Annotated in this window: 20 protein-coding genes; 13 read left to right on the top strand and 7 right to left on the bottom strand. The window is 38.5% G+C overall.

What is annotated here, in order from left to right; translation table 11 throughout:
* Positions 1-756 carry a 4'-phosphopantetheinyl transferase family protein gene (locus HDF25_RS01250; RefSeq protein WP_184621957.1) on the top strand — a complete coding sequence of 252 codons (756 nt, stop codon included), beginning with the start codon at positions 1-3 and terminating at the stop codon, positions 754-756.
* On the opposite strand, the gene HDF25_RS01245 is transcribed toward HDF25_RS01250, so the two are convergent.
* Complete coding sequence (locus HDF25_RS01245; protein WP_184621955.1) at positions 717-1,886, bottom strand: glycosyltransferase family 2 protein; 1,170 nt, start codon at positions 1,884-1,886, stop codon at positions 717-719. The two genes, HDF25_RS01250 and HDF25_RS01245, sit on opposite strands and share 40 nt — an antisense overlap.
* Before the next feature lie 6 nt (positions 1,887-1,892).
* Positions 1,893-2,804 (bottom strand): glycosyltransferase family 2 protein, encoded by a 912-nt coding sequence (locus tag HDF25_RS01240; protein ID WP_184622600.1) that lies wholly within the window; start codon positions 2,802-2,804, stop codon positions 1,893-1,895.
* Positions 2,805-2,911: 107 nt separating this feature from the next.
* Between HDF25_RS01240 and HDF25_RS01235 the strand changes: the two genes are divergently transcribed.
* The 5 genes from HDF25_RS01235 (at position 2,912) to HDF25_RS01215 (ending at position 7,728) form a co-directional block, all read left to right on the top strand.
* A complete protein-coding gene (locus HDF25_RS01235; protein WP_184621953.1) occupies positions 2,912-4,447 on the top strand; it encodes a hypothetical protein in 1,536 nt (511 codons plus the stop codon).
* 155 nt (positions 4,448-4,602) lie between these two features.
* Positions 4,603-5,463 carry a beta-1,6-N-acetylglucosaminyltransferase gene (locus HDF25_RS01230; protein ID WP_184621951.1) on the top strand — a complete coding sequence of 287 codons (861 nt, stop codon included), beginning with the start codon at positions 4,603-4,605 and terminating at the stop codon, positions 5,461-5,463.
* The gene (locus HDF25_RS01225) at positions 5,447-5,818 is read left to right on the top strand and encodes a sugar 3,4-ketoisomerase (protein WP_184621949.1); all 372 of its coding nucleotides are present in this window, start codon (positions 5,447-5,449) and stop codon (positions 5,816-5,818) included. The genes HDF25_RS01230 and HDF25_RS01225 overlap by 17 nt, the downstream gene beginning before the upstream one ends.
* Positions 5,796-6,902 carry a DegT/DnrJ/EryC1/StrS family aminotransferase gene (locus tag HDF25_RS01220; RefSeq protein WP_221450828.1) on the top strand — a complete coding sequence of 369 codons (1,107 nt, stop codon included), beginning with the start codon at positions 5,796-5,798 and terminating at the stop codon, positions 6,900-6,902. Before HDF25_RS01225 ends, HDF25_RS01220 begins: the two co-directional genes overlap by 23 nt.
* Before the next feature lie 10 nt (positions 6,903-6,912).
* Entirely contained in the window at positions 6,913-7,728 is an 816-nt protein-coding gene (locus HDF25_RS01215) for a methyltransferase, TIGR04325 family (RefSeq protein WP_184621947.1), read from the top strand.
* 15 nt (positions 7,729-7,743) lie between these two features.
* Here HDF25_RS01215 and HDF25_RS01210 read toward each other — a convergent pair whose 3' ends face one another.
* Positions 7,744-9,351, bottom strand: coding sequence for a hypothetical protein (locus HDF25_RS01210; RefSeq protein WP_184621945.1), 1,608 nt, complete (start codon positions 9,349-9,351; stop codon positions 7,744-7,746).
* 294 nt (positions 9,352-9,645) lie between these two features.
* Between HDF25_RS01210 and HDF25_RS01205 the strand changes: the two genes are divergently transcribed.
* The 6 genes from HDF25_RS01205 to HDF25_RS01180 all read left to right on the top strand — a co-directional run bounded on the left by HDF25_RS01205 (position 9,646) and on the right by HDF25_RS01180 (position 17,416).
* Complete coding sequence (locus tag HDF25_RS01205; RefSeq protein WP_184621943.1) at positions 9,646-11,454, top strand: ABC transporter ATP-binding protein; 1,809 nt, start codon at positions 9,646-9,648, stop codon at positions 11,452-11,454.
* A 9-nt stretch (positions 11,455-11,463) separates the two neighbouring features.
* Positions 11,464-12,645 (top strand): glycosyltransferase family 4 protein, encoded by a 1,182-nt coding sequence (locus tag HDF25_RS01200; protein ID WP_184621941.1) that lies wholly within the window; start codon positions 11,464-11,466, stop codon positions 12,643-12,645.
* Positions 12,635-13,606, top strand: a complete 972-nt coding sequence (locus HDF25_RS01195; protein ID WP_184621939.1) for a glycosyltransferase family 2 protein — start codon at positions 12,635-12,637, stop codon at positions 13,604-13,606. Before HDF25_RS01200 ends, HDF25_RS01195 begins: the two co-directional genes overlap by 11 nt.
* 13 nt (positions 13,607-13,619) lie before the next feature.
* Complete coding sequence (locus tag HDF25_RS01190) at positions 13,620-14,693, top strand: hypothetical protein (RefSeq protein ID WP_184621937.1); 1,074 nt, start codon at positions 13,620-13,622, stop codon at positions 14,691-14,693.
* A complete protein-coding gene (locus HDF25_RS01185; RefSeq protein WP_184621935.1) occupies positions 14,683-15,672 on the top strand; it encodes a UbiA family prenyltransferase in 990 nt (329 codons plus the stop codon). The genes HDF25_RS01190 and HDF25_RS01185 overlap by 11 nt, the downstream gene beginning before the upstream one ends.
* Before the next feature lie 469 nt (positions 15,673-16,141).
* On the top strand, positions 16,142-17,416 hold the full coding sequence (locus HDF25_RS01180) for a hypothetical protein (RefSeq protein ID WP_184621933.1): 1,275 nt from the start codon (positions 16,142-16,144) through the stop codon (positions 17,414-17,416).
* Positions 17,417-17,628: 212 nt separating this feature from the next.
* On the opposite strand, the gene HDF25_RS01175 is transcribed toward HDF25_RS01180, so the two are convergent.
* Entirely contained in the window at positions 17,629-18,513 is an 885-nt protein-coding gene (locus tag HDF25_RS01175) for a glycosyltransferase family 8 protein (RefSeq protein ID WP_184621932.1), read from the bottom strand.
* Positions 18,514-18,531: 18 nt separating this feature from the next.
* Positions 18,532-19,896: an oligosaccharide flippase family protein gene (locus tag HDF25_RS01170; protein ID WP_184621930.1), complete on the bottom strand. Its 1,365-nt coding sequence runs from the start codon at positions 19,894-19,896 to the stop codon at positions 18,532-18,534.
* 236 nt (positions 19,897-20,132) lie between these two features.
* Between HDF25_RS01170 and HDF25_RS01165 the strand changes: the two genes are divergently transcribed.
* A complete protein-coding gene (locus tag HDF25_RS01165; protein ID WP_184621928.1) occupies positions 20,133-21,221 on the top strand; it encodes an acyltransferase family protein in 1,089 nt (362 codons plus the stop codon).
* Here HDF25_RS01165 and HDF25_RS01160 read toward each other — a convergent pair.
* Positions 21,201-22,070 carry a beta-1,6-N-acetylglucosaminyltransferase gene (locus HDF25_RS01160; RefSeq protein ID WP_184621926.1) on the bottom strand — a complete coding sequence of 290 codons (870 nt, stop codon included), beginning with the start codon at positions 22,068-22,070 and terminating at the stop codon, positions 21,201-21,203. The genes HDF25_RS01165 and HDF25_RS01160 overlap by 21 nt on opposite strands.
* 224 nt (positions 22,071-22,294) lie before the next feature.
* Positions 22,295-23,797, bottom strand: coding sequence for an ArnT family glycosyltransferase (locus HDF25_RS01155; protein ID WP_184621924.1), 1,503 nt, complete (start codon positions 23,795-23,797; stop codon positions 22,295-22,297).
* Between the last annotated feature and the right edge of the window lie 145 nt (positions 23,798-23,942).

The raw sequence follows: 23,942 nt of genomic DNA, 5'->3' as shown, positions 1-23,942 counted from the left end.
ATGGGCTATCATTTATCCTGTCAGTCTATAGCCTGTCCTGAAAGTTACGGACAGGCACCGCAAACGCTGACACCAGGAAACATCTATCTGTGGAACCTTGAAACAGATCAGTATCTGCACCGTATAGCAGAATTTAAAAAATTGCTTTCTGTCGAAGAAAAGCTACGCGCAGAGCGGTATTATCAGCAAAAGGATACTGAACGTTATATAGTTACCCGTGCCATTTTACGTTTATTACTGGCCCGTTACCATAGCTGTGAGCCGGAAAAGATTAAGTTTACAACGAATAAAAACCGTAAACCACAATTGTTTGAAGGTAACGGTATATATTTCAATGTTTCTCATTCCCATCAAAGGATTGCAATCGCCATTTCAACTCAGGAAATAGGCGTAGATCTGGAATTTGTAAAACCCGATTTTGATTATATGGACATTGCTTCCTACTCATTTGCACAGGAAGAATTAACCTGGCTAAATGAAAGTCAGCATCCCGTGGATGATTTCTTCTGTCTGTGGACAAGAAAAGAAGCCTTTTTAAAAGGAACCGGTTCAGGTCTCACTGATACGATGCATGAATTCTCTTGTCTGGATAAAGATAATCCCCTCCCTGCCGGAATCCTGGGGATAAACGATAACTGGGACCTGAACACGATGAAAATACCAGGTGATTATTTTTTAAGTATTGCTACAGCGGAAAGTGCTGCACCTCTGGAAAATCAGCTTTTCCTTTTTGATTTTTCCCACGCAGCACTCTGATTTTTCTGATAATATCTAATGATCCCGGCAAGAACTGCATAATTCATAATGCAGAAATAATAAGGGATAAATAAGACTTTTAAACGGATATTTCTCCGTTCAAAATATAAACCGGTCAGACTTAACAGGTAAAAAACAACCTGCATAGCAAACAGTAGTTTATAAAAAATAAAAGGGGTATTTAAGGCAATAATCCCGTTAAGCAGAAAAACCAGTATCAAAAGAAAGGGAGTGATTGTCCATCTTAATACGCGGTGACTGATATACTGGAAGGTAAAGATGGGTTGATGAAATGGATTCGCAGCCTTCTTTAAACGCAGAATTGATTGTATCCCACCAGCTGCAATCCTGATCTTCCGTTTGAGCTCTTCCTTAACATCGGCCGAAGCCGTTTCCATGGCATATGCATCAGGTTCATAAGCGATAATAAAGCCATTTTCAGCTATCCGCATGGCGATCATGTGGTCGTCTATAATGGTATCGCTTTCAACGGGCTGATATAATACTGTCCTGATACTGAATAATTCACCAGCGGCTCCTACGTTTGAATATAAAGCATAGTCCCATTTTTTTAACTTCGATTCATATTTCCAGTAGAACCCTTCTCCGGCCGAACTCGCATCAGCCGCTGTTTCTACCAGGATCCGCTTTTCACCTGCTACCGCACCAACCAATGGATTCTGATAATGTTTAACCAGCTCATTGACTGCCTCTGTATTCAAAAAGGTATTGGCATCTGTAAATATGGTAATATCGCCATTAATATAGGGTATAGCCCGTTTGATCGCAGCCATCTTTCCAGCCCGGCTATCTTCATGCAGCAATAAAACCTCTTTAAATGCTCCGACTTTAGCAGCCGTCCGATCTGAAGAACCGTCAGTAATAAAAATCAGTTGTATTTTTGCTTTCGGATAATTGAGCTTAAGGGTGTTTTCTATCTTTTCTTCAATGATATCTTCTTCGTTATAAGCAGCAACCAGAATACTCACAGTGGGTAGAATCGCACCTTTGCTAAAAACAAATGGTTTCTTAAAGAGTCTCTTGAGCTTAACCAATATGTATAGGACAAAACCGTATCCAACAAATGTATAGACGATCAGAAAAATACTGATCCAGAAAATTATAATCATCGGCGTTTAAATTTTAAAACCCAGCTCCTCGCTGTCTTTTGAATGTGTAAGGTTCCAGCTTATTCCACGAAAAACCCATTTAATTAAGTCTCTTCTGCCTTTTTTCAGATAGAGTATAATTTGTTTGGGACTGGCAATGCCAATATAATAAAAACTAAAAATCAAGGTGTTTAACCAACCCGTATTGCGGCGGATATACAACATTCTGTTCCTGGTCATAAAATAGGTTTTGATCATACTTTCCTTCCCTACGCTCATCGACTCTTTATGGAAGACATGTGTACGGCCGGTAAACCAGATCTTTTTCCCTGCTCTTTTAAACTTCTCACACCAGTCGAGTTCTTCATAATACAGGAAAAACTGCTCTTCCATCAAACCAACTGTCTTTAAATCTTCCCTCCGGCACATCATCGCAGCTCCATGACAGAACCCGGTCTCTCTGCTCACCTGATCGTACTGTCCCCGGTTAGTATCCATACTGCCAATTCCGTGGTTCCGGCATGTCAGGTAATTCATAGGTGTAAAACCTGCATACTGGATTATTTCAGGCTGATCATAATAGAGCAGTAAGGGAGAAACCATTCCGATTTCATGATTATTTTCGAGTTCGGCAGATAGTTCCGGAATGAGATTAGCTGTTATTTCAGTATCGTTATTCAGCAAGAGTAAAAAATCACCCTTTGCCACTCTTATTCCAAGGTTATTTCCGCCTGCAAAACCCAGGTTCTTTTCTGACCGGATATAAATCAACTCAGGATAGATTTTTCCAAATTCCTTTTCGCAATCTTCATTGCTGCCATTATCAATCAGAATTACTTCTACAGCATCTTGCAGGGTATTGGCCTTAACAGATTCAAGGAAAGCAATAGTAACTGCCGGCTGATTAAAATTAACAGTTATAATAGAAGTGAGTTTCATCTGATGTAAAAGTAGTGTTTTGATTGATTTCCAGGAGTAATTCGTCAAATTCAGTGATTATTCATATATTTTTAAGAAATTGGACCTGTTCATAAGCTATTTTAAAAATGTTAGCCATCAGTATCTTCACTAAAGCGTTGAAATATATCGGAATATTCGCTGGTATGACTATTCCTTATTGCAACCATCCGGTAAAAACTACAGATCCGGTAAAGCCGTCTGCTATAGTAGTGCCAAAAATTGATCCTGGTGATACCTCAAGGTATGTAAAGCTTGATATTGAATTAAAAAACAGCCAACATCCTTCTTTTTTCTTTACTGATTTACCCTATGATAAAGATAAAGGATTGATGCTAATGAAAGATGATGCTTTATTATCTGATTACACGATTGTCTTTAAAATTTTAAGTGGTGGTGTGGTCAATGGTAAAAAATATCCGGGATTCTTTTATACGGATGGGACGGGCAAGGACATTGGTTATAAGTATTCATTTGCAATCAATCCCAATGAGGGTCATACCACAGATACTAAAAATGTAACCAGCTGGGCCCAGATTAATGAAATCATTTCGAAAGGCCATGCTTATATGAACCACTCTTTATTGCATGGCGGAACGGACAAGTTGAAAGCGATTAAAGACGCTGAAAAAAACATGTGGGCACATACGCATTATCGCATGACAGAACTTGTACCGCCGGGGAATGATGAGGGATATGTGGAAAATGGTCTACAACTTGGTTATCATCTGATCTCTTCAGAGTTTGGAGAGCCAGTGCCAGATGGTAACAATAGTCCGGGAAATGAAAACATGAGCTGGGGAAGTTATATACCTATGAAAACGCAAAATTTCAACAAGGCATTAATCTCGAGAACGAACCTGGGCGATCAGTGGAACGCAGCGGAGCTGAAAAGTTCAAAAGCTTATATTGATTACATATTTAATAATCCAAATCAGGAAAAAAAACTAGTCGGTGCAGCCTTTAGCCATGGTCCTTTTGGAGATAAAAAAGAGGGCGCTGATAACTTTTTTGAGTTTTTAACGTATATAAAAAACCACCCCGCCAATCATGACAATGTTTGGGTAGCTTCTTCAAAAGAGTTGATGGATTATGAAAAAACAAAAACAAAAGTGATTATTACAGAACAACATTATGATGCGAAGACTGGTCATTATAAAATCATCCTGGATATGGACCGGATTGATCCTAATGTGATTTACCGGAATTTAAGTTTAAAAGTAAAAGGAGGCACTATAACTAAGGTAAAGGGTGATGGTGCCGGTGATGTCACTTTTAATCCATCAACGGGATTAATCAACATTTATAAGACTGACAGGTCAAAAGTAATCAGCCCTTTCGCTGATCCCCTGCCCCCTCAGATAGTCAATATAACTGCTAAGGGTAATATCATTTCTTTCAGTTATGATAAACCGGTGGTACAAACAAAAAAACAGGGTTATGAAATACCAGGGAATAAAATTATCGAATTAAAAGGCTCGGGTAAATCATGGCAGCTGGTTCTGGAAAACGTAGTTACTCCTGCACAAACATTCTATTACAGAATACAATCAGGAGATGCAAAACAGGCAGGCCAACCTTTATTACGCGTGTGTTCTTATATTGGAAATCCAATCCGGCACTAGTCACAGGAACAACATTTCCTGTCCTGCATTTTTATACTTATAAATGAGCCTGACAAACTGGATATAAAATATTAAATAAATAAAATTCTCTTTTAATTTCTAATCTGGTCATTATTGGCACTATAATTTCAAGATAGGAGAAAACCTGCTAAAATATGCGCATTGCCCATCTGATCCTAACTTATACCAATCCAAGACAGACTGAGAGAATGATCAGAAATATGTATCATGAGAATTTTGATTTCTACATTCATGTAGATAAAAAATTTGATATTAATCCTCATCTTTTTCTAGGGTCTTTACCTAATGTTTTTTTTATTAATAATAGGGTAAATGTTCAATGGGCAGGTTTTAGTACGGTTTTAGCTACCTTTGAAAGTATAAAGGAAATTGTGGCAACGGGTATCGAGTATAAATTTATAAATTTTCTGAGCGGACAGGACTATCCTATAAAACCAGCCAGTGTGATCAATGATTTTTTTGAAAAAAATACTGATAAAGAATTTCTGAGCTTCAGAGATATCAAAAATGACTGGAAAGAGGGCTTGATCAGGATGGAAAACTACTTTCTGTCAAACCATAATTTTCCGGGAAAACATACATTGGAAAGAATCATCAACAGATTACTCCCAAAAAGGAAACTACCTTATGGCTTACATCCCTATGGTAAATCTATGTTCTGGATGTTAAGTCCGGCAACAGCTATGTATGTGGTAAATAAAGTAGAACAAGATCACCGGCTAAGAGATTTTTTCGCGCTTTGCTGGGCCAGTGATGAATTTGTATTTCAAACGATATTACTGAATTCTCCTTATAAACACAAAGTCATCAATAACAATTACCGGTATATAGACTGGTCTGCCGGGGGGGCAAACCCAAAAGTATTGGATGAAACAGATATTGACCCGTTAACCAGAACAGAGATGTTGTTTGCCAGAAAATTTAATCAGGTGGAAAGTCCTGAAATTCTGGATCTGATTGACAAAAACCTATTGAAACATGGCACATATAATTAACATACAAACCTTTAAAGACAGCAGAGGAATTCTAACTGTACTGGACCAGGTTATTCCATTTGAGATTAAACGTTTATTCTACATTTACTCGGTTGATAATACTGAAAGAGGGGGACACAGACATCACGAAACCCATCAGGCTGCAATATGTATTAAAGGCAGTTGTAAAATCACCAATAACAATCATAAAACCACCGAGGTTTTTGATTTGGACAGCCCTGAAAAATGTCTGATCTTACTGCCCGAAGACTGGCATGTAATGCATGACTTCTCAGCTGATGCAATTCTCTTAGTATTAGCTTCAACCGCATTTGACCCAAAAGATTATATCTATGAGCCGTATGATTCCCTATGAAAATCTAAAAACACTGAATAGTCCATTTGAAGAGAAACTAAAAAGTAAGTTCGCCGATTTCCTGGCTAAAGGCTGGTATATCCTGGGTGGAGAGGTGTCTTCTTTTGAAGAGGAATTCAGTGCTTACCATGGAGAGAAATATACGGTCGGCGTAGCTAATGGACTGGATGCACTGATTCTTTCCCTGAAATGCTGTGGGTTTGAAAAAGGAATGGAGGTCATTGTTCCTTCAAATACTTATATTGCTACTATACTGGCTATTATTCATTGCGATTTGATCCCTGTTTTAGTAGAACCCGATAGCAGAACATATAATATTGATCCTTTAAAAATCAGCGAGGCTGTCACAGCAAATACGGTAGCTATTATGGTTGTACACTTGTACGGTCAGTGTTGTGAAATGGATTCCATTCTGGAAATAGCGGAACGTCATGGACTTAAAGTCATAGAAGATTGTGCGCAGGCACATGGTGCCAGATATAAAAACAAACTGGCCGGTACATTTGGTGAATTTGGTGCGTTCAGCTTCTATCCGACTAAAAATCTGGGTGCCCTGGGTGATGCAGGAGCAATCATCTGCAAATCTGAAACTGATTATCTGAAATTAAAACAATTGCGGAATTATGGTTCTGAAAAGAAATACCATAACGGTGTAGTGGGTTATAATTCTAGACTGGATGAACTACAGGCCTCTTTTCTAAGGGTTAAACTTCCTCATCTGGATGAGATTAACCAGCATAAGCGGAAACTGGCGGAAATATATTTTAAACACTTAAATGAGACTTTTGTCAAGCCTAAACTGGATACTGATTTCTTCAATGTTTATCATATTTATAATGTTCTTCATCCTGAAAGGGATAAACTAAAACAATATCTCGCTGATCATCATATTGCAACTGAAATTCATTATCCTGTTGCCCCTCAGGATCAGATTGCGATGAAGGACTATTTAAGCGGACATAGTTATCCTATTTCGACCGAAATTCATCGCACTACACTGAGCCTTCCCTGTTCATTTGCCCATACAGAAGATGATATTTATCATGTGATAGAAATTCTGAATCAATATCAGGCATCAAATTAATCTGAATCATATGTTACACTATTTATGGAAAGAACTTGCTCCTCCTTTATTACTTAATCTGAGGTGGTACAGCTTCAGATACGGGTGGAAAGGCGATTACAAAAGTTATGAGGAAGCTCAGCAGAAATGCACTGGCTATGATGAGGAACATATTTTAAACCGGATTATTGAGACTACGCTCAAAGTAAAGAATAATGAGATTGCTTATGAAAGGGATGGCATAACTTACGATGCTGTACAGATGAATTTCCCTTTATTGAAAACGTTGCTTTATATCGCTTCAAAAAATGATAATGAACTTACGCTAATTGATTTCGGGGGCTCTCTGGGCACTACTTATTATCAGAATTACCCTTATCTGAAACATTTAAAGAAGATCAACTGGTGCATCATTGAGCAGCCAAAATTTGTGGAAGCCGGAAAGAAGCATTTCGAAAACGAGCATATCAAATTCTATCCGACTATAGCAGAATGCATGGCTGAAAATGATCCTCAGCTTTTTCTAATCTGTAATGTACTTCAGTACCTGGAAAAGCCTTATCACTTATTAGATGAAGTCAAACAACTGGGTATTCCCTATGTTATGCTGGATTTTGTCGGTTATAACCGAAAAAACAACGATAGAATAACCATACAGCATGTTCCACCGGTTTTTTATGGAGTTAAGGCTTCTTATCCCTGTTATTTCTTAAACAGGGCCAGAATAGAAGATAAATTGTGTGAAAACTATGAGAAAAAATACGATTTCATTTCTGCGAATGAAAAGTATTATGTTCAGCTGGAGCCTTTTCGTTATGAAGGAGCTCTGTGGGAGCTCCGTCAATAACATTTTGTAAATTCTTTATAAGGCCTCTACAAAGGTCGGTGTTTCTGTAACAGCGACCTTCAGTTTACCATTTTGTGTATTGTAATCTTTCGCAGTCATGCTGTCTGCACCAGGCTTAAGGGTATAAATCCTCGCTTTTTTCGCCTGATGTAAATCAAGGGTATACTCTCCCTTCCTGTCGTGTTCATCAGGAATGACCAGCACATACATAGTTTTATCATTGAGTTTATATATGTCTACCAATGGATCCTGATAAATAGTATTGTCATAAACATATTCACCCATTAATTTATTGACCTGCAAAAGGTAATCGGCTGCAGGTCTTCTTTTTCCTTCGTTAAGCAAACCTGACGTTCCAAAGGGATTCTTTGAATCTGACCCCGGAGCATCAGAATCATAAGCCTGATAGAAAAACACGCGGTTAATTCCATGTCTGGCATACATCAGTGAAGTACGTAATATCCAATCTGCCTGTGTAAGTAATACAGATTTAGCCCCGATAGGGATGGCTCCCTGGATACTCTCTTCTTTCAGGTCATATCCTGTTTCGGTAGTCCACACTTCCATATTTTTTCCCAGTTCTCCGGCAAGGGCGACAAAGCTATCTGCAATCTCTCCCATGGTATTGGTCTCGGGTGCCACACCTCTTTTATTTGATTTAAATTTCGCAAACCATCCGGTGTTATCATTTGAATACAGGTGATAATTAATCACATCAAAACATAAATCAATACTTCCGTCTGGTTTATATCCCCTGTTTTCTTTACACCATTCTACCATTTCCCTGACAAACTTTACATCGGCCTTTGCCAGTCCACCCATCACTACCTTCATATTCGGATCGGCAGTTTTCACGCCGACATTTTTTCCCATTTTCCCTTTATTACCGTCATAGAAAGCCGATAAATTTGCAGCATATTCACGGCCTGTCTGCTGAGCTTTTTTACCTTTCCACCATTTATCGGGTTCATTATTACATTCCACATATTTAATCAGGTTCAATCCGACTTTCGTCTGATTAACCACATCACCAGACCAACGGGGTGTATGGTTTAAGGTAATCAATGAGGTATCAATATTTTTATTAGAACCATATCTTGCCGCAAACTGGAAAATAGCTTTTGCCTGTTCTACATAGGAATCAGGATTTTCTTTTCCTACGCCTCCCTTAACAGGGATATCATCCACATCACGCTGTCCTGCAGGGTAAGTATTAAACAGCCAGTCGGGTGTATTTTTCAGACAGGCCAGCACGGTAATCCCTTCCATTTTACAACGGGCATAAATTGCATCGTAATTCCATCCACCTCTTGTTGTTGGATTAAAAGAATAGATGCCTGGTTTATCTTCCAGCTTCTCCCAGTCCATATAATGTCTTACTGCAGTAAACGATTTCATCATATCCATTTTAGGCTCATAAATTTTACTGCCGTCATTTGGATTATGCGGATCCTGAAGAAAATCCCACTCAAAGGCATTAATACCCAGCAAGTTTTTCATCTTTATTTTTTTGTATTTCAGTGGATTTACATTAAGCTGCTGTGCATTTTCAGGACGGCAGCAGATCAGAAGAGAAGATATTGTAAGGAGAATACAATATCTGGCTACAGAAGTTAAGTTCATAAATTTTCTTATCTATAAATATAATATACCACCAGATGTTACCAGTGATTGCATTATAACGAACTAATATAAGGTAAGATAACGAAAAATCCATAGAATAGAACTAGAATAGCCTGTACGTTGAGCTCCTGATCCTATTCGTAAAATTCTATTAGGTAACAGAAAAATTCAGCTTTTTAATCATCAAAAGATCCCGATGACAAAAGAGAAACAATAACACAAACACATGAAACTGATTGTGGTTTGCTGGAAAATTTGTATAAATTTGATCACGTAGTAACAACTATAATTTTCATGGTTAATACACTAAACCAAAAATTTAGAAATTTCAGCAGTAATCTCAATCTTAAAAGGACTCTCGGCCTGATCTGGTCAATTGCAAAAGGATGGACCATACTTTCAATCGTCGCCATTATTGCCGAAACGTTACTCTTCTTTCTCTCTCTTTATCTGCTGAAATTATTGGTAGATGCGGTTTCAAAAAACCACATGCCCTCGGTTGCACATGAACATATGATCAGAAATTATGTAATTGCTGCAGGTGCATCGGCAGTCCTTTACGCTATGGTCAAAGGTTTATCTGCTTATATCACAGAAGTACAGGCATCGAGGGTTGCCGCATTTATGGATGACAGAATACATGAAGCAGCTGTCAATCTTGATTATGCCTATTATGAAAGCCCCGATTATTTTGATATTCTGAAAAGAGCCAAAGATGCAGGGGCTGACAAACCAAACCTGATTGTCACCACTTTAATTGAGCTGACAAAAAATTGTATGAGCCTGCTGGCAGTGGGATCAATTCTACTGACCATCGACTGGTATTTATTACCTATACTGGCTTTGTTTGTGCTGCCCACGCTGATGATCAGAATACACTTTGCCAATAAATTAAACTACTGGAGAATTACACATACAGCCATAGAACGCCAATCCGGTTATCTGAGTACACTGATTACCTCCGAAACGGCAGCTAAAGAAATCAGGGGCTATAATTTGGGCAACTATTTCAAAGCGCTTTATCTTAAAATCCGACTGGAGCTTTTAGACAAAAAATTAGCTATCAGCCATAAAAGAACCCAGGGAGAAGTGCTGACTACAGCCATTGCAAGTATTGGTTTTTTTGCCTGCATTGGTGTAATTGCAGTTGGTACCGTTAATGGAAAAACAAGTATTGGTGATATCACACTTTTTCTGGTTGCCTTCCCACAATCGTTTTCAATTATGCAGAATATTTCAGGTGGCATTTCTATTGTCTATCAGAATAATGCATTCGTCAATAGTATTTTTGAATTATTTGACCTGAAGAACAATTCCCAGGATACCGGGTCCCCTGTTTCTATTCCTGCAGAAGGGCAACCAGACCTGGAATTAAAAGATGTTTCATTTACTTATCCGCATAGTCTGCAACCTACATTGCAGCATATTTCACTGAAAATACCTGCAGGAAAAATAATAGCCATTGTAGGGCTTAATGGTGCCGGAAAAAGTACACTGATCAAATTGCTTTCCAGGTTATATGATCCGACCGAAGGAGAAATCACATTGGGCGGAACAGATATCCGTTTGTTTAAAACAACAGAATATCGTAAACAGGTAAGTACGGTATTCCAGGATTTTTATAAATATAATGTGAGCGCCAGGGATAATATCCGTTTTGGCGACCTGGAAAAAACAGTACACGAGCAGGATATCGTCAATGCTGCAATTAACGCTGGAGCAGATGAATTTATCCGCGATTTCCCTGATGGTTATCATACGATACTGGGCAGACTGTTTGAAGATGGAAAAGAAGTCAGTATTGGTCAGTGGCAAAAATTAGCTATCGCCAGATCGTTTTACAGTGATGCAAATTTTCTCATCTTTGATGAAGCAACCAGTGCAATGGATGCTGTAGCTGAAAAGAAATTACTGGACTCCTTCAGAAGTATTTTAGGGAAAAGAGCCGCAGTAATGATCAGTCACAGGCACTCTGCGGTCAGGTATGCCGATTATATTTATGTCCTTTCGGGCGGAAAAATTCTGCAGGAAGGCACTGATAAAGAGCTTTTGGAAATGGAGGGTGATTACTCCCGTTTATTTAAAAATAACTTAGAAGGTTAAAAAGGAATTTTGGGCAAAGATAAAAAAATAGCGATTGTTACCTGTTGCCTGGATGACTGGGGAGGCAGCGAAGAGCTATGGGCCAAAATTCTTCCTATTTTAAAAGACCGGGGAGTTAGCCCTATCACTGTTTATAAAAACAAAATCAACAAAGATCATCCGGAGTTTGTTCACCTGATTACGCAAAACGTAATATTGAAGGAACTGGAGCCCAGCTTATCATTCTTAAATAAATTCTTCTTTAAAGTGACCGATACTTTTATCCACCTGGGAGATAAAATGGGGTTATTAACTTATAAATTGAACAAACCTGTAGCCCGGTTAAGCAGATACCTGAAAAACGACCGGCCGGATTTAGTATTAATCTCTCAGGGGATTAATTTTGACGGGCTTGCTTTTGCAGCTATTTGTCTGGAACTCGACATTCGTTATGTCATTGTTTCTCATAAAGCAGTTAGCTTTTACTGGCCTCAGCCCGGTGACCGTGCTTACATGAAAAATGTACTATTAAAAGCGGAGAAGTGTTTTTTTGTATCAGAACATAATAAAAAACTAACGGAAGAGCAGTTTGGCATCCGCTTGCCTACGAGTGAACTGGTTTTTAACCCAGTAAAAGTTTCCGTATCTCCTTTACCTTTTCCTGAAAATTCAAATGGTTACCGCCTGGCTTGTGTAGGCCGGCTCTTTGTGATTGACAAAGGACAGGATATCCTGCTGAGAGTGCTGGCACAGCCCAAATGGAAATCAAGAGAAATAACCATCTCTTTTATCGGGAAAGGACCTGATTGTGATGGGCTGACTGAGTTATCCCGTTTACTAGGGGTTGACAATGTAAGTTTTGAGGGTTACCATGATGATTTAAAAGCGATCTGGTCAACTCATCATGCACTGATCCTGCCCTCCAGGAGCGAAGGCTTACCACTCACTATTGTCGAGGCTATGTCCCTGGGGAGAATGGTTATTGCGACCAATGCTGGTGGAAATTCAGAATTCATTGAGGATGGAGTAACCGGTTTTATTGCAGAGCCTAATGAAAAAGACCTGGATGAAGCTATGGAAAAAGCATGGGGCCGTAAAGAAGAATGGGCATTGATGGGAACAAGAGCCGCTCAATATATCTCCGGACACATTCCCGAATATCCCGAAAGACAATTTGCTAATCTATTAAATGATATTTTAAATGCCCGTTAATCCTTTAATATCTGTAATTATTCCAACCTATAACAGGGCTGATAAATTGCGAACAGCAATTGACAGTGTATTGCAGCAAACTTATGCGCCTATAGAATTAATTGTGATTGATGACGGATCAGCAGACGACACCAAAGTATTGATGAAAGAATTTCCTGGTGCAACCTATATTATCCAACCCCATGCCGGACAGGCCGCCGCCAGAAATAATGGATTAAAACATGCAAATGGGGTTATCATAGCCTCGTTGGATTCGGACGATATGTGGAACCCGGATTTCCTGGAGCGTTGCGTTGAAAAACTGGAAAGGGATCAGCTTGATTTTGTTTTCGCTAACTGGACGCAGGATGCAAAAATCGGAAATGCCTGGGATTTCTTAAGCGGTGACCCTTTTTTAAAACCTTATATCAAACAAACCCAGGACCGGTGGATAAACCTGACTTATACCGAATTAAGAAGCATCTATATTGAAGCCTGCCCCTCTCCTTCTTCATCTGTAGTCATCAGAAAGTCTTCTATAGTATCGGGCTGGGATGAGCGGATCAATATCGGCGATGACTGGTGTATGTATCTGGATGTTATTTTATCAAAAGAGTGTCTTGCGGCCTTCACTTTAGATAAATTGTGGAGGAAACGTATTGATAATATCAATATCTATGACGGCAGAAAAAGAAGTGAAGTCCTTAAGTTTCTGTTTATCGCGGATACCAAGACCATTATGGAAAAGTTTCATAACCAGCTCAGACCTGGGGAACTGGTCCTTCTGCAAAGGAGATATATTGCCAGTCTGGTTGAACTGGCAAAACATGAACTGATCAGAGAATATAACCTGAAAGAATCTTATCGCCTGATTAAACAGTCTATGGCTGTAGACACTTCCTTTACGCTGAAAATGATCCCTGACATTTTACTGGCTGGGCTAAACAGAAAATATAAAGCATTTACTGAAAAGGTAACTTAGTACTGAAGCTGCAATGAATATACCTGGGCCTGAAAACAACATCGAAGCACTAAATGATAGTATTGAAATGGGGATCAGTTATCTCCATGAACATCAGCTACCAAACGGAGAGTTCTGCTGCTATTATGCGCCGGATGATAAAATGACGGAATGGTGTGTCCCGGATAGTACGGTTTTCCCTACTGCTTTAATTTCATCCTGCCTGCTGCAACTCAGAGAGACGCCAAAAGTTGCACAGTTACTTCTACTGGCTTCAAATTTCCTCAGCTACCAGATAATGCGTGGAGGAGTATGGAATTTTTTCACCAAATGGAACCCGCTTTTCAAGTTAAGCCCGCCAGATGCTGACGATACTGTATTTGCTTCCTGGGTATTGAAATCTCTCGGCGTAGAATTTGAAGATAATATTAGTCTTTTATTGTCTAACAGGGACCATAAGGGGTTATTTTACACCTGGTTTGTCTTAAGGCCAAAGATAAACACCAGTATCAGGCGCTGGAAGGTCATGGCCAGAGAGCTGAAACGTCCTTTTAGTTCATTGCTTTTCTGGTCAAAATACGAGAGTGAAAGAAATGATATCGATGGTGTAGTCAATGCGAATATCTTATTTTATCTCGGCCTGAACCAGCATACAAAACCTGTGGTCACTTATCTGCTTGATATTATTGCACAAAACAAAGAGAAGGAATGTGATAAATGGTATAAAAACCCATTTACCTTCTACTATTTTTTAGCCAGGAACTATCCTGCAGTACCTGAGCTGGAACCCGCAAAAGCATCCATTGTAGATCGTATACTTTCAACCGGCAAAACCGATGGCAGCCTCGGGAATTCTGCTTTGGATACTGCGCTTGCCTTATCCGTATTAATGAACTTTAATTACAGGGATCAGCCTGTTGTTGACCAGGCCGCTCATTTTCTTATATCAGCGCAGCGCAAACCTGGCAACTGGGAAAGAAATATATTCTTTTATAGCGGTCCGTCTAAAACAGTAGGCTGGGGATCAGAAGAAATAGTTACTGCCTATTGCATAGAAGCGCTGGCCGATTACAGGAAATTACAAAACGAAGCTCCTGATGTCATTTAAATTCACCCGGGCAACTGAATGGTGGGAATACAAATTGGTTCCCCTGCTTTCTATAGGTTATGCGACCTTATTACTTCAGCATGAATCACTTTACCAGACTATCTTAAAACTACTATGGTTATTGGCAGCCATTATTATTGGAGCTGTCTATGTCAGTGTCATCAATGATCTGACCGATATCACTGAAGATGCCGCTGCCGGGAAACTGAACAGAATGGCAAAAATAGCTCCTGTATGGCGGATCATCTTAGTAAGCTCTTGTCTGCTTATTGGCGTGGCTTTTGGCTGGATGATCTATCCCGATTATCTGAGCCTGTTCTGCTATCTAATGGCCTGGATAGTTTTCAGCTTGTATTCTATCCCCCCAGTACGTTTAAAAAAGAGAGGAATCTGGGGATTACTTTGTGATGCAATGGGTGCACATCTGTTCCCTACCCTGTTCATAGTATCCAGCCTCTCGGGCCCATCAGGAATAAATATGCCCTGGTTTATTGCGGGCGGTCTGTGGTCTTTATTTTATGGACTCAGAGGGATTCTGTGGCATCAGTTTGATGACAGATCAAATGATCTCCTGTCGGGTACGACGACTTTTGCGAGTAAGATCGAACCAGAGAACTTCATAACAGCCGAAATACTGATCTTTGGTTTGGAAGCTGTTTCTTTTTCAGTATTGCTTTTCCTAATCTGGAATAGCTGGATATTTTTATCTCTTGTATTATATTTTCTGGTCATATGGATACGGAAGGCTATGTTAGATTATCAATTGTGCTTAATTATTACACCTGAGTCCAGACCTCATCAGTTATTGACGAATGATTATTATCTGGTATTTTTTCCACTGGCCCTGCTTTTCACAGCGGTATGCACCACTCCTTACAGTTGGATTATCCTCTGTTGCCATCTCGTATTATTCCCTGGTAAAACGATCCTTGTCTTAAAGGATGTCTATATTTCTCTCAAAAAACTGATAAAAACGTAAAAAATAGCATCTCTGGATTTCTTAATGCTTAAATCTGGAAAATGTGCATTTAGAAACCAAAAAATTCCGGGAACGGTACCGGATCTGACATTTTTAGCTAAATTGCAAACGAGTTCTCCACTCTCCATTAACATTTTCCTGTTTTTTGACGAAGGTGTCAAAAAGGTCAGAAAACAGCTTTCACGAATGGATAAAGGCACTATCTGGCATTATTATTGAAATCAGCCGAACAAAGATCAAAATCTAATTCAATTAGGTTTGTGTGCATAATAATCCCCATTATTGCCCATTATGTATTATATTTTTTACTCAATTTTAAAAACGCATTTTTAAATCAGTTTTTTTTATTATCATTGGAAAACGCTTTTTAAGGCTCCAAATTCATTTTTTAAACACCTGAAAACTAGTTATATAAAAAACTTTTTATCAAAATAAGAAATTTAAGAGCCCCAAACTACAGCCCTATAAAATGAAGAAAACTTTAAAATTACTCACGCTCCCAATTTTATTCTTAATCATTTTTACCGCTTGTAAAAAAACTGATGGAGGAACAACCACGGTACCACCAGTACCTAAGCCAGGAGACACGACGACGACACCACCAGTAATCGGTAGCCGGGTATTGAATCTCGGGACAGGGTCTGGGGACCTGACTGTTGATGGAAGTACCCTGGGGGTAAAAACAAATGATCTTATTAAGATCAAAAGCGGTGTCTACAGCAGTATCAATATCAGAAACATCAATGTTTCGGGGATTGTGACAATACAGAATGATGGTCTGGTAGAGATTGCCGGCAGTAATGACCATATCACTTTAACTAACGTCAGTAATCTGACTATATCAGGAGCAGGAACATCGGGGATTTCCAGAGGATTTGTATCCAGGGACAACGCGCAACACAGGTCAATTATCATTTCCGGTGTAGTTCATGATCTGACGATACAGAACTTCTCTTTCAAGAACATTGGGGACTATGTAGTTTTCTATAACAACTCACAACAAGTCTATAATGCCGGAGATCCTACTTCTTATTGCAATAACCTTAAATTCCTGAATATAGACTGTAATAATACTGCCCCATTTCTTCAGATGGACGGAGGTGTTGCGAATGGTGTAGTTACCGGAGTAATCAAAAATCTGGAGATTGCTTATCTGAACTTCCAGAATTCTGACTGCGGTAACGTTATTTTTGTCGGCAACGCTGATAATTACAATATCCACCATAATACGGTAACCAATATCAATAAGAACAACAATAACCACAATGGTATCTTCACTATTAAGGGAAGCGGATCATTCCATCATAATTTAGTGACTAATCATCAGGGAAATGCAATCAGAGCTTGGGCCAGAAGTTTAGGCACTACACCAAAAGATGTATTAATCTACAGCAACACAGTTGTTAATTCGAGGAAATATTCTGCTTTTGAAACACAGTCCTTTGCAGATGAGATGGCTCCGGGACAAACAACCTATTCAAACTGTAAGGTTTACAATAATATCTGCGGGGATCTTGACCTGAGTAAAGACTGGGTAGGTGTTGTGGTAGATGTTTATAATCTATTTGGTGGAAAATGTGAGGTATATAACAATACAGGATTTAATTTCCCTGCCCCTAATCCAACAAGTAATATCGTTAATCAGCAATCGGTAACCGTACCTATACTTACCAATAACTTATACTTTGCGACTGCACAGGCTGCCGGAATATCAAATGAGAACAACTTAACCATTCAGCCATAAAAATCGTTGTAAGGAGTTTAAAAACGTTCAAACAGCTAGTTTTACTGACAGACTATCTTATATTAAAAAAGGCGGATCAAAATGATCCGCCTTTTTTATATCCTGTGATTTTAAACAATATGATATGCAGTAATTTGGCATGTAGCTTCCTTCAAAGCTACCCGGCCAATATTACTGCATACCATATTGTTTAAAACGATAAGAAGAAGTAATTACATTTTCAGGAACACTTTCTTAATCTTATTATATATTTTTCTGAAATGTCGCTGATTACCGCTGATTGGTTTGAAGTTCTTCCAGGGCGTCAATGAAAGATATCTGAAGAACTCCTGTCTGTAAACTTCTTTAGAATTATAAGACGTAAAAATTGGCTTGATATCTAAAAAGTGAACAATAGACGGACTATCATTATCTGCAAAGGCGAACCAGTTCCAGTTTGGATCCAGTTCTTTCCACTTATTGGCCAGGACAACGTTCAAACCATACTGATCTGCTAACCTTACATGTTCCTTGTAAGTACTTAATGCTTTAATCACCTGGCCAGAGATCTGCTCTTCACGCCATTTTTTCGCATTAATCATCAGCACTCCCGAATTGAAATATTTCGTATCAGGCGCAAGCCCGAGTTCAAGGTGATTTGGAATCCCACCCCATTGACAATCTACAGTTTTACCTACATCCTGGATAGCTCCAACAGTATAGTCTCCCAAAGAAGTATGCCATAGTTTAGAGATATCATCCTGAACAATAGTATCTACATCAAGGTAGATTAATTTATCTACATCCTGGTCAACTACATAAGGAGAGAAGACACGCAGATAAACTGTTAACGGAAATGCAGAGCTATCCACTGGAATAACAATATCCGCCGGAATAATTTCCTTACTCTTGAACCATTTTATCGTTATCCTCGCCGGATCAACGATAGAATTCAGCTGAGTTTTAAACTTCGCAGAGATACCGTCATCGATAATATGAAAATCAATATGTTCTTCAGTTTTATGATTTAAATCAATTGATTTCAATAATGCCGCGATGAGTATAGCATAATGATTATCACTTGCTACAACTATGGAAATATTATTATTTTTATTCATATAAAGAATGATAAATTCTTAATTATTTACAGGTTTTTCTTTCCCCGTCAGGGTTGTATAAATTTGTTTAACAAATAAAATTACTTCCTTATAACCAACCACATAGATGTGCCAGAAGTTAAATTTAGAGTATTTGTTCAATGGAACATAAGCGATGATAATAGCAACTAAAATAGGCAAAATATTAGCAAACACGATAGAATAAACAGATTTGAAAATCATCAGTCCGAAATAGTCACCCAACAGGTTAACCACCAGCATCACCAATATTTTATAGAAGTTTATTTTCGGTTTATGAATGACATCAAGTGTCAACGCAAAGAAGCGGTCCGCCGGATATAAAATCGCCATGCTCATAAATATCCTGAACAGGTTTGGTGCTTCAGTATGCAGGTATTTCTCACCACCAATCAGCAGAATAATAGGCTCCGCAAAAATAATAGAGCCCACTGCAATAACAAAAATCGCTACCGAAAGCATACCTACAAGTTTCTGCATCACATACATCATTTCTTGTTTCTGCCCCCTGTTATAATACCCCGATAAACTTGGCATACCTGAAGCCGCAAAACTCAGAAGAGGGATTTCAATGATCTGAAGCAATCTTCCACCTAAATTGTAAACTGCCAGTGCGGCAGGGCCCAAAAAGAAATTGATAAAGAATGTATCAGTAACCTTAAAAAGGTTCGAGCTTACACTTGTTCCCACACTATATTTTCCAAAATGAAAGAGCTCAAGAAACGTTTTTTTAGTAAACTTAGTGATCGTCCCAATCATTGTCCATCCCAGGAACATCGAGGCCAAACTGGCAATAAGATTAGAGAAGATATAAGTTAATATAATTGTTTTAAGCGTAGAAAGCTTTAATACTGTCAGGGTAATCACTATACCTGTAAAAAGAAACTGGTTAATTAACCGCAGCCATAACAACCTGTCAAATCTTTTATCTCCCTGTACGACCAGATTGGCCATAAATGAAGGTAAAGTTGCCAGTGAGATTAATGAAAAGTATTTCAGGAACAGGATCATTCCTTCATTAGTGATATAACTGGAGAAAATATAGGTAGGAATATTAATCAGGATTGATCCCCCGGTAATCAGTAAAGCCAGCCCCCATGCCGAACCTGCGACTTCCTGGGCTCTGTCTTTTTCGGTGCCTGAGTAGAACTTGATAAAGGAATTGGTTAAGAACCCAGACCTGAGGGTATCAATTAAACCCAGTATGGTCATAAAGAATACGTACACACCAATATCCTTTACTGAAAGCGCCCGGTACAGAATAGCAATGGTAACCATTCCAAAGATTGCCATTACACCATTCCCAAGCAAAGATTGAAAGTGTATATTCTTAAATGAGGATAATATTTTTTTTATAAAGGACATAGACTATTGCAGGTTGCTCAAAGCTTTTTAATATAAGGGTGAAGATGCGATAAAATTCAGGAAAAACCACCTTTGACCAGCGCTTTTCGATGAAACCTCAATAATCAACAAAACCAATTCATTTAAAATCATTCTACCTCCTCTTACCAAAAGTCAAGCCAAAGGCACCAAATCTCCCGAAAGGGTAATAATTAACAACAAATTATATATAATTTAGCCCGAATTTTACGCTCGGCATGAGAATTCTTAAACTTGAGGCTATACGTGGTTTTGTAGCCCTTTACATCCTGATCCATCACTTTATTTTATTTACTCCACTTGACCAGGTAACACCAGCATCGGTCACCCTCTTTTTCTATTTTGGAAGAGAAGCAGTCCTGGTGTTCTTTCTGCTTTCTGGATTTGTGATCTGTCTGGCAATGGCCAAGAATAAAGAAATGGACTTTTACACCTATTTCAGTAAAAGATTTTTAAGAATCTACCCCATCCTTCTGGTTACCTTTCTGATTTCTGCTGTAGTTTTTTATCTGAATGGGTATATCTTTTCCTATACCGACTTCAAATCGCTCCTGGCTAATATTTTTCAGCTACAAAGGATTCAAGGCGAACCACCAGTAAATGTCCCGGCTTTCCTGGGGAATCTCCCGCTCTGGTCACTAGGTTATGAATGGTGGTTTTATATGCTTTTCTTCCCTTTATATCTCCTGTTCAGGAAGTACAAAAAACAATTGATCATCAAAGATATTTACTGGATGCTGGGCTTATCGGCCATATCCTGGACAGGGTTCCTTTACAGTCCCTCACACTTCCTGCTGATTTTGAATTTCTTCTTATTATGGTGGTCTGGATTCTATTGTGCGGAGATCTATCTTGAAAAAGGCAATTTCAGTTTCCATAACCTGAAGCCAGTCCTCATCAGTTTACTGGTGATGTCATTAGTAATGGGCTTACCTGTCGTTAAAGCAATATGTTTTGATCATAAAACACTTGCAGAAGTCAATGCAGACTATCCTGTTACTGTCTATCTTTATAATTTCGTGGAAGCCTTTATCCTGCTGATTCTCGGTTTGATCTGGTGGAAATTTAATTTGTATAAATTCAATTCTCTGTTCGGATGGTTTGCCAGGTTCTCTCCTATTTCTTATGCCTTATACGTCATTCATTTCCCGATTCTGTTACTTAATGTACCTTTTATAGAGAATATTTATTTGCTTACGCTGTTCAAGTTTATAATCATCTTCATCTTCTCCTATTTCCTGGAAATCAGCTTCCAGCCATGGGTACTCAGATCTTATAAATCTTTATCAGTCAGGCTTCACCGCTAAGACATTAGCATCCAGAAGTCCGATAACTTTTGCATCAATATCCAGGTCAAATTTCCGGGCAAATAACATCGATGAATCTATGATATTGGCATAATCACTTTCTGTAAAAACTTTAGGATGTGCTTCGCCTGCTGACCAGTCTATAAACCGGTAGTTTTCATTGACTATCTTATCCTGATAAGGGGAGTTCATCAGAATAGTAGCTATGATAAATTCGTCACAACCCCAGGTCAGTCTTAGGAAATTAATCATTTTAGGATTAGCCTTGAAAAAGGCTGACAAGTAAAGTGCACATTCAAAAGAAATTGTCCACCAGCAAGATCTGTTTCCTCCGTATAAGTTAAGAGATACGGGAAATTTTCTGTTAGGAATGATTTTATTGGCTATTCGCTGAATGACATACTTTCCTTTGAAATCCATATCAGTAAAATGGAAAGTCTTATAACGCTTCTCTGCCTCTTTCCACCATTGTGTTTCTCTCGAACTATCATAGGAAATAAAGGAATACCCCAGCCTTTCATCAAAGAAATTATAAATTTCATCAACTTTTTTTATCGGATAATCCTGTCCACTCATCAGGTTGACAAAGTCATAAGCAATCCCTGTCTTCCGTATCTCGTCGATAGATTTAATGACAGCTTCAACAAGACTAAATCCACCCCAGTTACAAACCGTTCTGTCTTTAATAAAATGTACCCGCGGAACCTCTTTTAAATATTCAAAAGGCCCAATATCAACCTTCTTATCCAGATGGATATAAAAGTCAAAATCCGGATGGTACATGGCCCTGATCAATTTTTCTAACTGAGCTGGATTTTTATGAGCGACAATAATATGTGCTATACGCATATTTAATAAAAAAAATTCCTCTGTATGGATAATCAAATCATAATCCAAAAAAGCGCCCTAATATAATCTTAATCCTATATAATTATTAATCTGTAAATGTTTTTTTAAGGGTATTTATTCTACCTGAGAATCTGATGGTTAACTTTAAGACTTAAGATAAATCAGATTTAGAACCCCCTGTAAGTTGTTTTATTTTCCATTAAGTTAACAATAATCTGTCAACTTTAATGTGGTTTTAATGTAACTAGTACAACTTTTATATCGAAAGAATTATAAACTGGGGTATTCTCACCCAAATTCGAGAAATAAGTCAACAATCTATCTGTAGGATTCTTGTCCTTCAGATAATACCAGGCCGGCTGATCAATTTTATCGCCTATATCGGTATGATAAAAATCATTATAGATCAACCAGACTCTCTTTTTTCCTTTAAAAGAATTAAAATCTTCCCCCAGATGAGTGAGGTAGTCTGGATATGAAGTAGAAACCAAACGATAATCCTTTCCCTCCATGGCTGTAAATTTATAAGGGTGGGTATTGTGGTAAAACCGATAACCCGGCAGATTATTCCAGTAAACATAGACGATATCGCCCGGTCTGAATCTGCTGTCTACAAAACTCAGTGCCTCACGCTCAAAAGATCTTTTATGAATGATAAACTCATCGGGATGAATCAGGAAAAATAAACTGCCGTAAAGTGGCCCGGCTAACAGTAATACAGGCACCAGGTTTCGCAGCTTATAACCTGCTGCGAATAAACTGCTCTCATCTGCTGCCCTGGCAATGAAAATAATTAGCAGAGGACTGATAAAGACCCAGAACCTTTCATTCAGCGGATATAATTTAAGTGCAGAAGCCAGAAAAACAAAGAGAAATGGAAATAACAAAATCAAAAAATCTCTTCGCTCTTTATAAAACAACCATAAACCATAGAACAGACAAAAAATTGGGATCCAGGGGAATTTAAAAATCATTTTCAGCAGCGCAGAATTACCGGTGTAAAATTTCCAGGTTAAGCCCAGCGGATAGTCTATCAAATGATAAAGGGCAGCAGGATACCATTGTAAGTCGCCCCTATTTAAGGGAGGGAACGGCATGAAATTATGATAAAAATCAAACCAGTAGACTATCCATTTTGATTCTGCATGTCTATGTGTAAACAGCACATAATTCAATAAAAAACTAAACAATCCTAAGCAAACAGGGATCATGAGCCTGAACATAGTATTCCAGTTCCGCCGGATGAGATATTTACACCCCAGCCCGGTCATCATTCCGGCAAAAATAAATAAAGCGGAGTAAGAGAACCAGATAATTACAGCAATCCAAAAACCCCATAAAAATAAAGCGGGAATGGTATTTTTATCCTTGTAACGGATATAAAGATAAAATAGCAATATTGTAGCTAGTAACTCGGTTGCATACTGCTTAATCTCAACACTATGAAAAATCAATGGAGGTGCCAGAGCCAGGATACCTATTGCTACAATGACACCCATTGGCCGAAGGAAATATTTAACTACGGGAAGAAACACAAAGAGCGAAACTATACCACAAAGCAATGGAAATAAACGCAGCACCATTTCATTTGTACCCCAAAGATTAACCAGTAGTTTCACTATCCATAAAACACCGATTGGTGCCTTTTGCTGATAGTCGAGTGTCTGGGTAGCCAGCTCCTGAAAGTTCATTTTAATCAGGCTGCTGGAAAGATAAACTTCGTCCATCCACAAAGACCGGTTATAAAAAAAGAAGAATAACCGTAGCAAAATACCAGTGCTAATCAAAAGATAACACCATAACATGGTGCTACTCAAATGACCAGATCTTTCTTTATTCCTGTCAAAAACCTTCATCTGTAAAAATATAATT

It is taken from the genome of Pedobacter cryoconitis (assembly GCF_014207135.1).
Classification (GTDB): Bacteria; Bacteroidota; Bacteroidia; order Sphingobacteriales; family Sphingobacteriaceae; genus Pedobacter; species Pedobacter cryoconitis_D.
The sequence above is the reverse complement of the archived record's forward strand: the minus strand, read 5'-3'. Positions and strand labels throughout refer to the sequence as shown.

What these genes read in the sequence shown, in the direction of transcription:
- HDF25_RS01195 (WP_184621939.1), top strand. Translation starts at nt 12,635, where the DNA reads ATGCCCGTTAATCCTTTAATATCTGTAATTATTCCAACCTATAACAGG.
- HDF25_RS01180 (WP_184621933.1), top strand. Translation starts at nt 16,142, where the DNA reads ATGAAGAAAACTTTAAAATTACTCACGCTCCCAATTTTATTCTTAATC.
- HDF25_RS01230 (WP_184621951.1), top strand. Translation starts at nt 4,603, where the DNA reads ATGCGCATTGCCCATCTGATCCTAACTTATACCAATCCAAGACAGACT.
- HDF25_RS01160 (WP_184621926.1), bottom strand. Translation starts at nt 22,070, where the DNA reads ATGCGTATAGCACATATTATTGTCGCTCATAAAAATCCAGCTCAGTTA.
- HDF25_RS01190 (WP_184621937.1), top strand. Translation starts at nt 13,620, where the DNA reads ATGAATATACCTGGGCCTGAAAACAACATCGAAGCACTAAATGATAGT.
- HDF25_RS01215 (WP_184621947.1), top strand. Translation starts at nt 6,913, where the DNA reads ATGTTACACTATTTATGGAAAGAACTTGCTCCTCCTTTATTACTTAAT.
- HDF25_RS01240 (WP_184622600.1), bottom strand. Translation starts at nt 2,804, where the DNA reads ATGAAACTCACTTCTATTATAACTGTTAATTTTAATCAGCCGGCAGTT.
- HDF25_RS01235 (WP_184621953.1), top strand. Translation starts at nt 2,912, where the DNA reads ATGTTAGCCATCAGTATCTTCACTAAAGCGTTGAAATATATCGGAATA.
- HDF25_RS01185 (WP_184621935.1), top strand. Translation starts at nt 14,683, where the DNA reads ATGTCATTTAAATTCACCCGGGCAACTGAATGGTGGGAATACAAATTG.
- HDF25_RS01210 (WP_184621945.1), bottom strand. Translation starts at nt 9,351, where the DNA reads ATGAACTTAACTTCTGTAGCCAGATATTGTATTCTCCTTACAATATCT.
- HDF25_RS01175 (WP_184621932.1), bottom strand. Translation starts at nt 18,513, where the DNA reads ATGAATAAAAATAATAATATTTCCATAGTTGTAGCAAGTGATAATCAT.
- HDF25_RS01245 (WP_184621955.1), bottom strand. Translation starts at nt 1,886, where the DNA reads ATGATTATAATTTTCTGGATCAGTATTTTTCTGATCGTCTATACATTT.
- HDF25_RS01205 (WP_184621943.1), top strand. Translation starts at nt 9,646, where the DNA reads ATGGTTAATACACTAAACCAAAAATTTAGAAATTTCAGCAGTAATCTC.
- HDF25_RS01250 (WP_184621957.1), top strand. Translation starts at nt 1, where the DNA reads ATGGGCTATCATTTATCCTGTCAGTCTATAGCCTGTCCTGAAAGTTAC.
- HDF25_RS01220 (WP_221450828.1), top strand. Translation starts at nt 5,796, where the DNA reads ATGAGCCGTATGATTCCCTATGAAAATCTAAAAACACTGAATAGTCCA.
- HDF25_RS01155 (WP_184621924.1), bottom strand. Translation starts at nt 23,797, where the DNA reads ATGGACGAAGTTTATCTTTCCAGCAGCCTGATTAAAATGAACTTTCAG.
- HDF25_RS01165 (WP_184621928.1), top strand. Translation starts at nt 20,133, where the DNA reads ATGAGAATTCTTAAACTTGAGGCTATACGTGGTTTTGTAGCCCTTTAC.
- HDF25_RS01170 (WP_184621930.1), bottom strand. Translation starts at nt 19,896, where the DNA reads ATGTCCTTTATAAAAAAAATATTATCCTCATTTAAGAATATACACTTT.
- HDF25_RS01225 (WP_184621949.1), top strand. Translation starts at nt 5,447, where the DNA reads ATGGCACATATAATTAACATACAAACCTTTAAAGACAGCAGAGGAATT.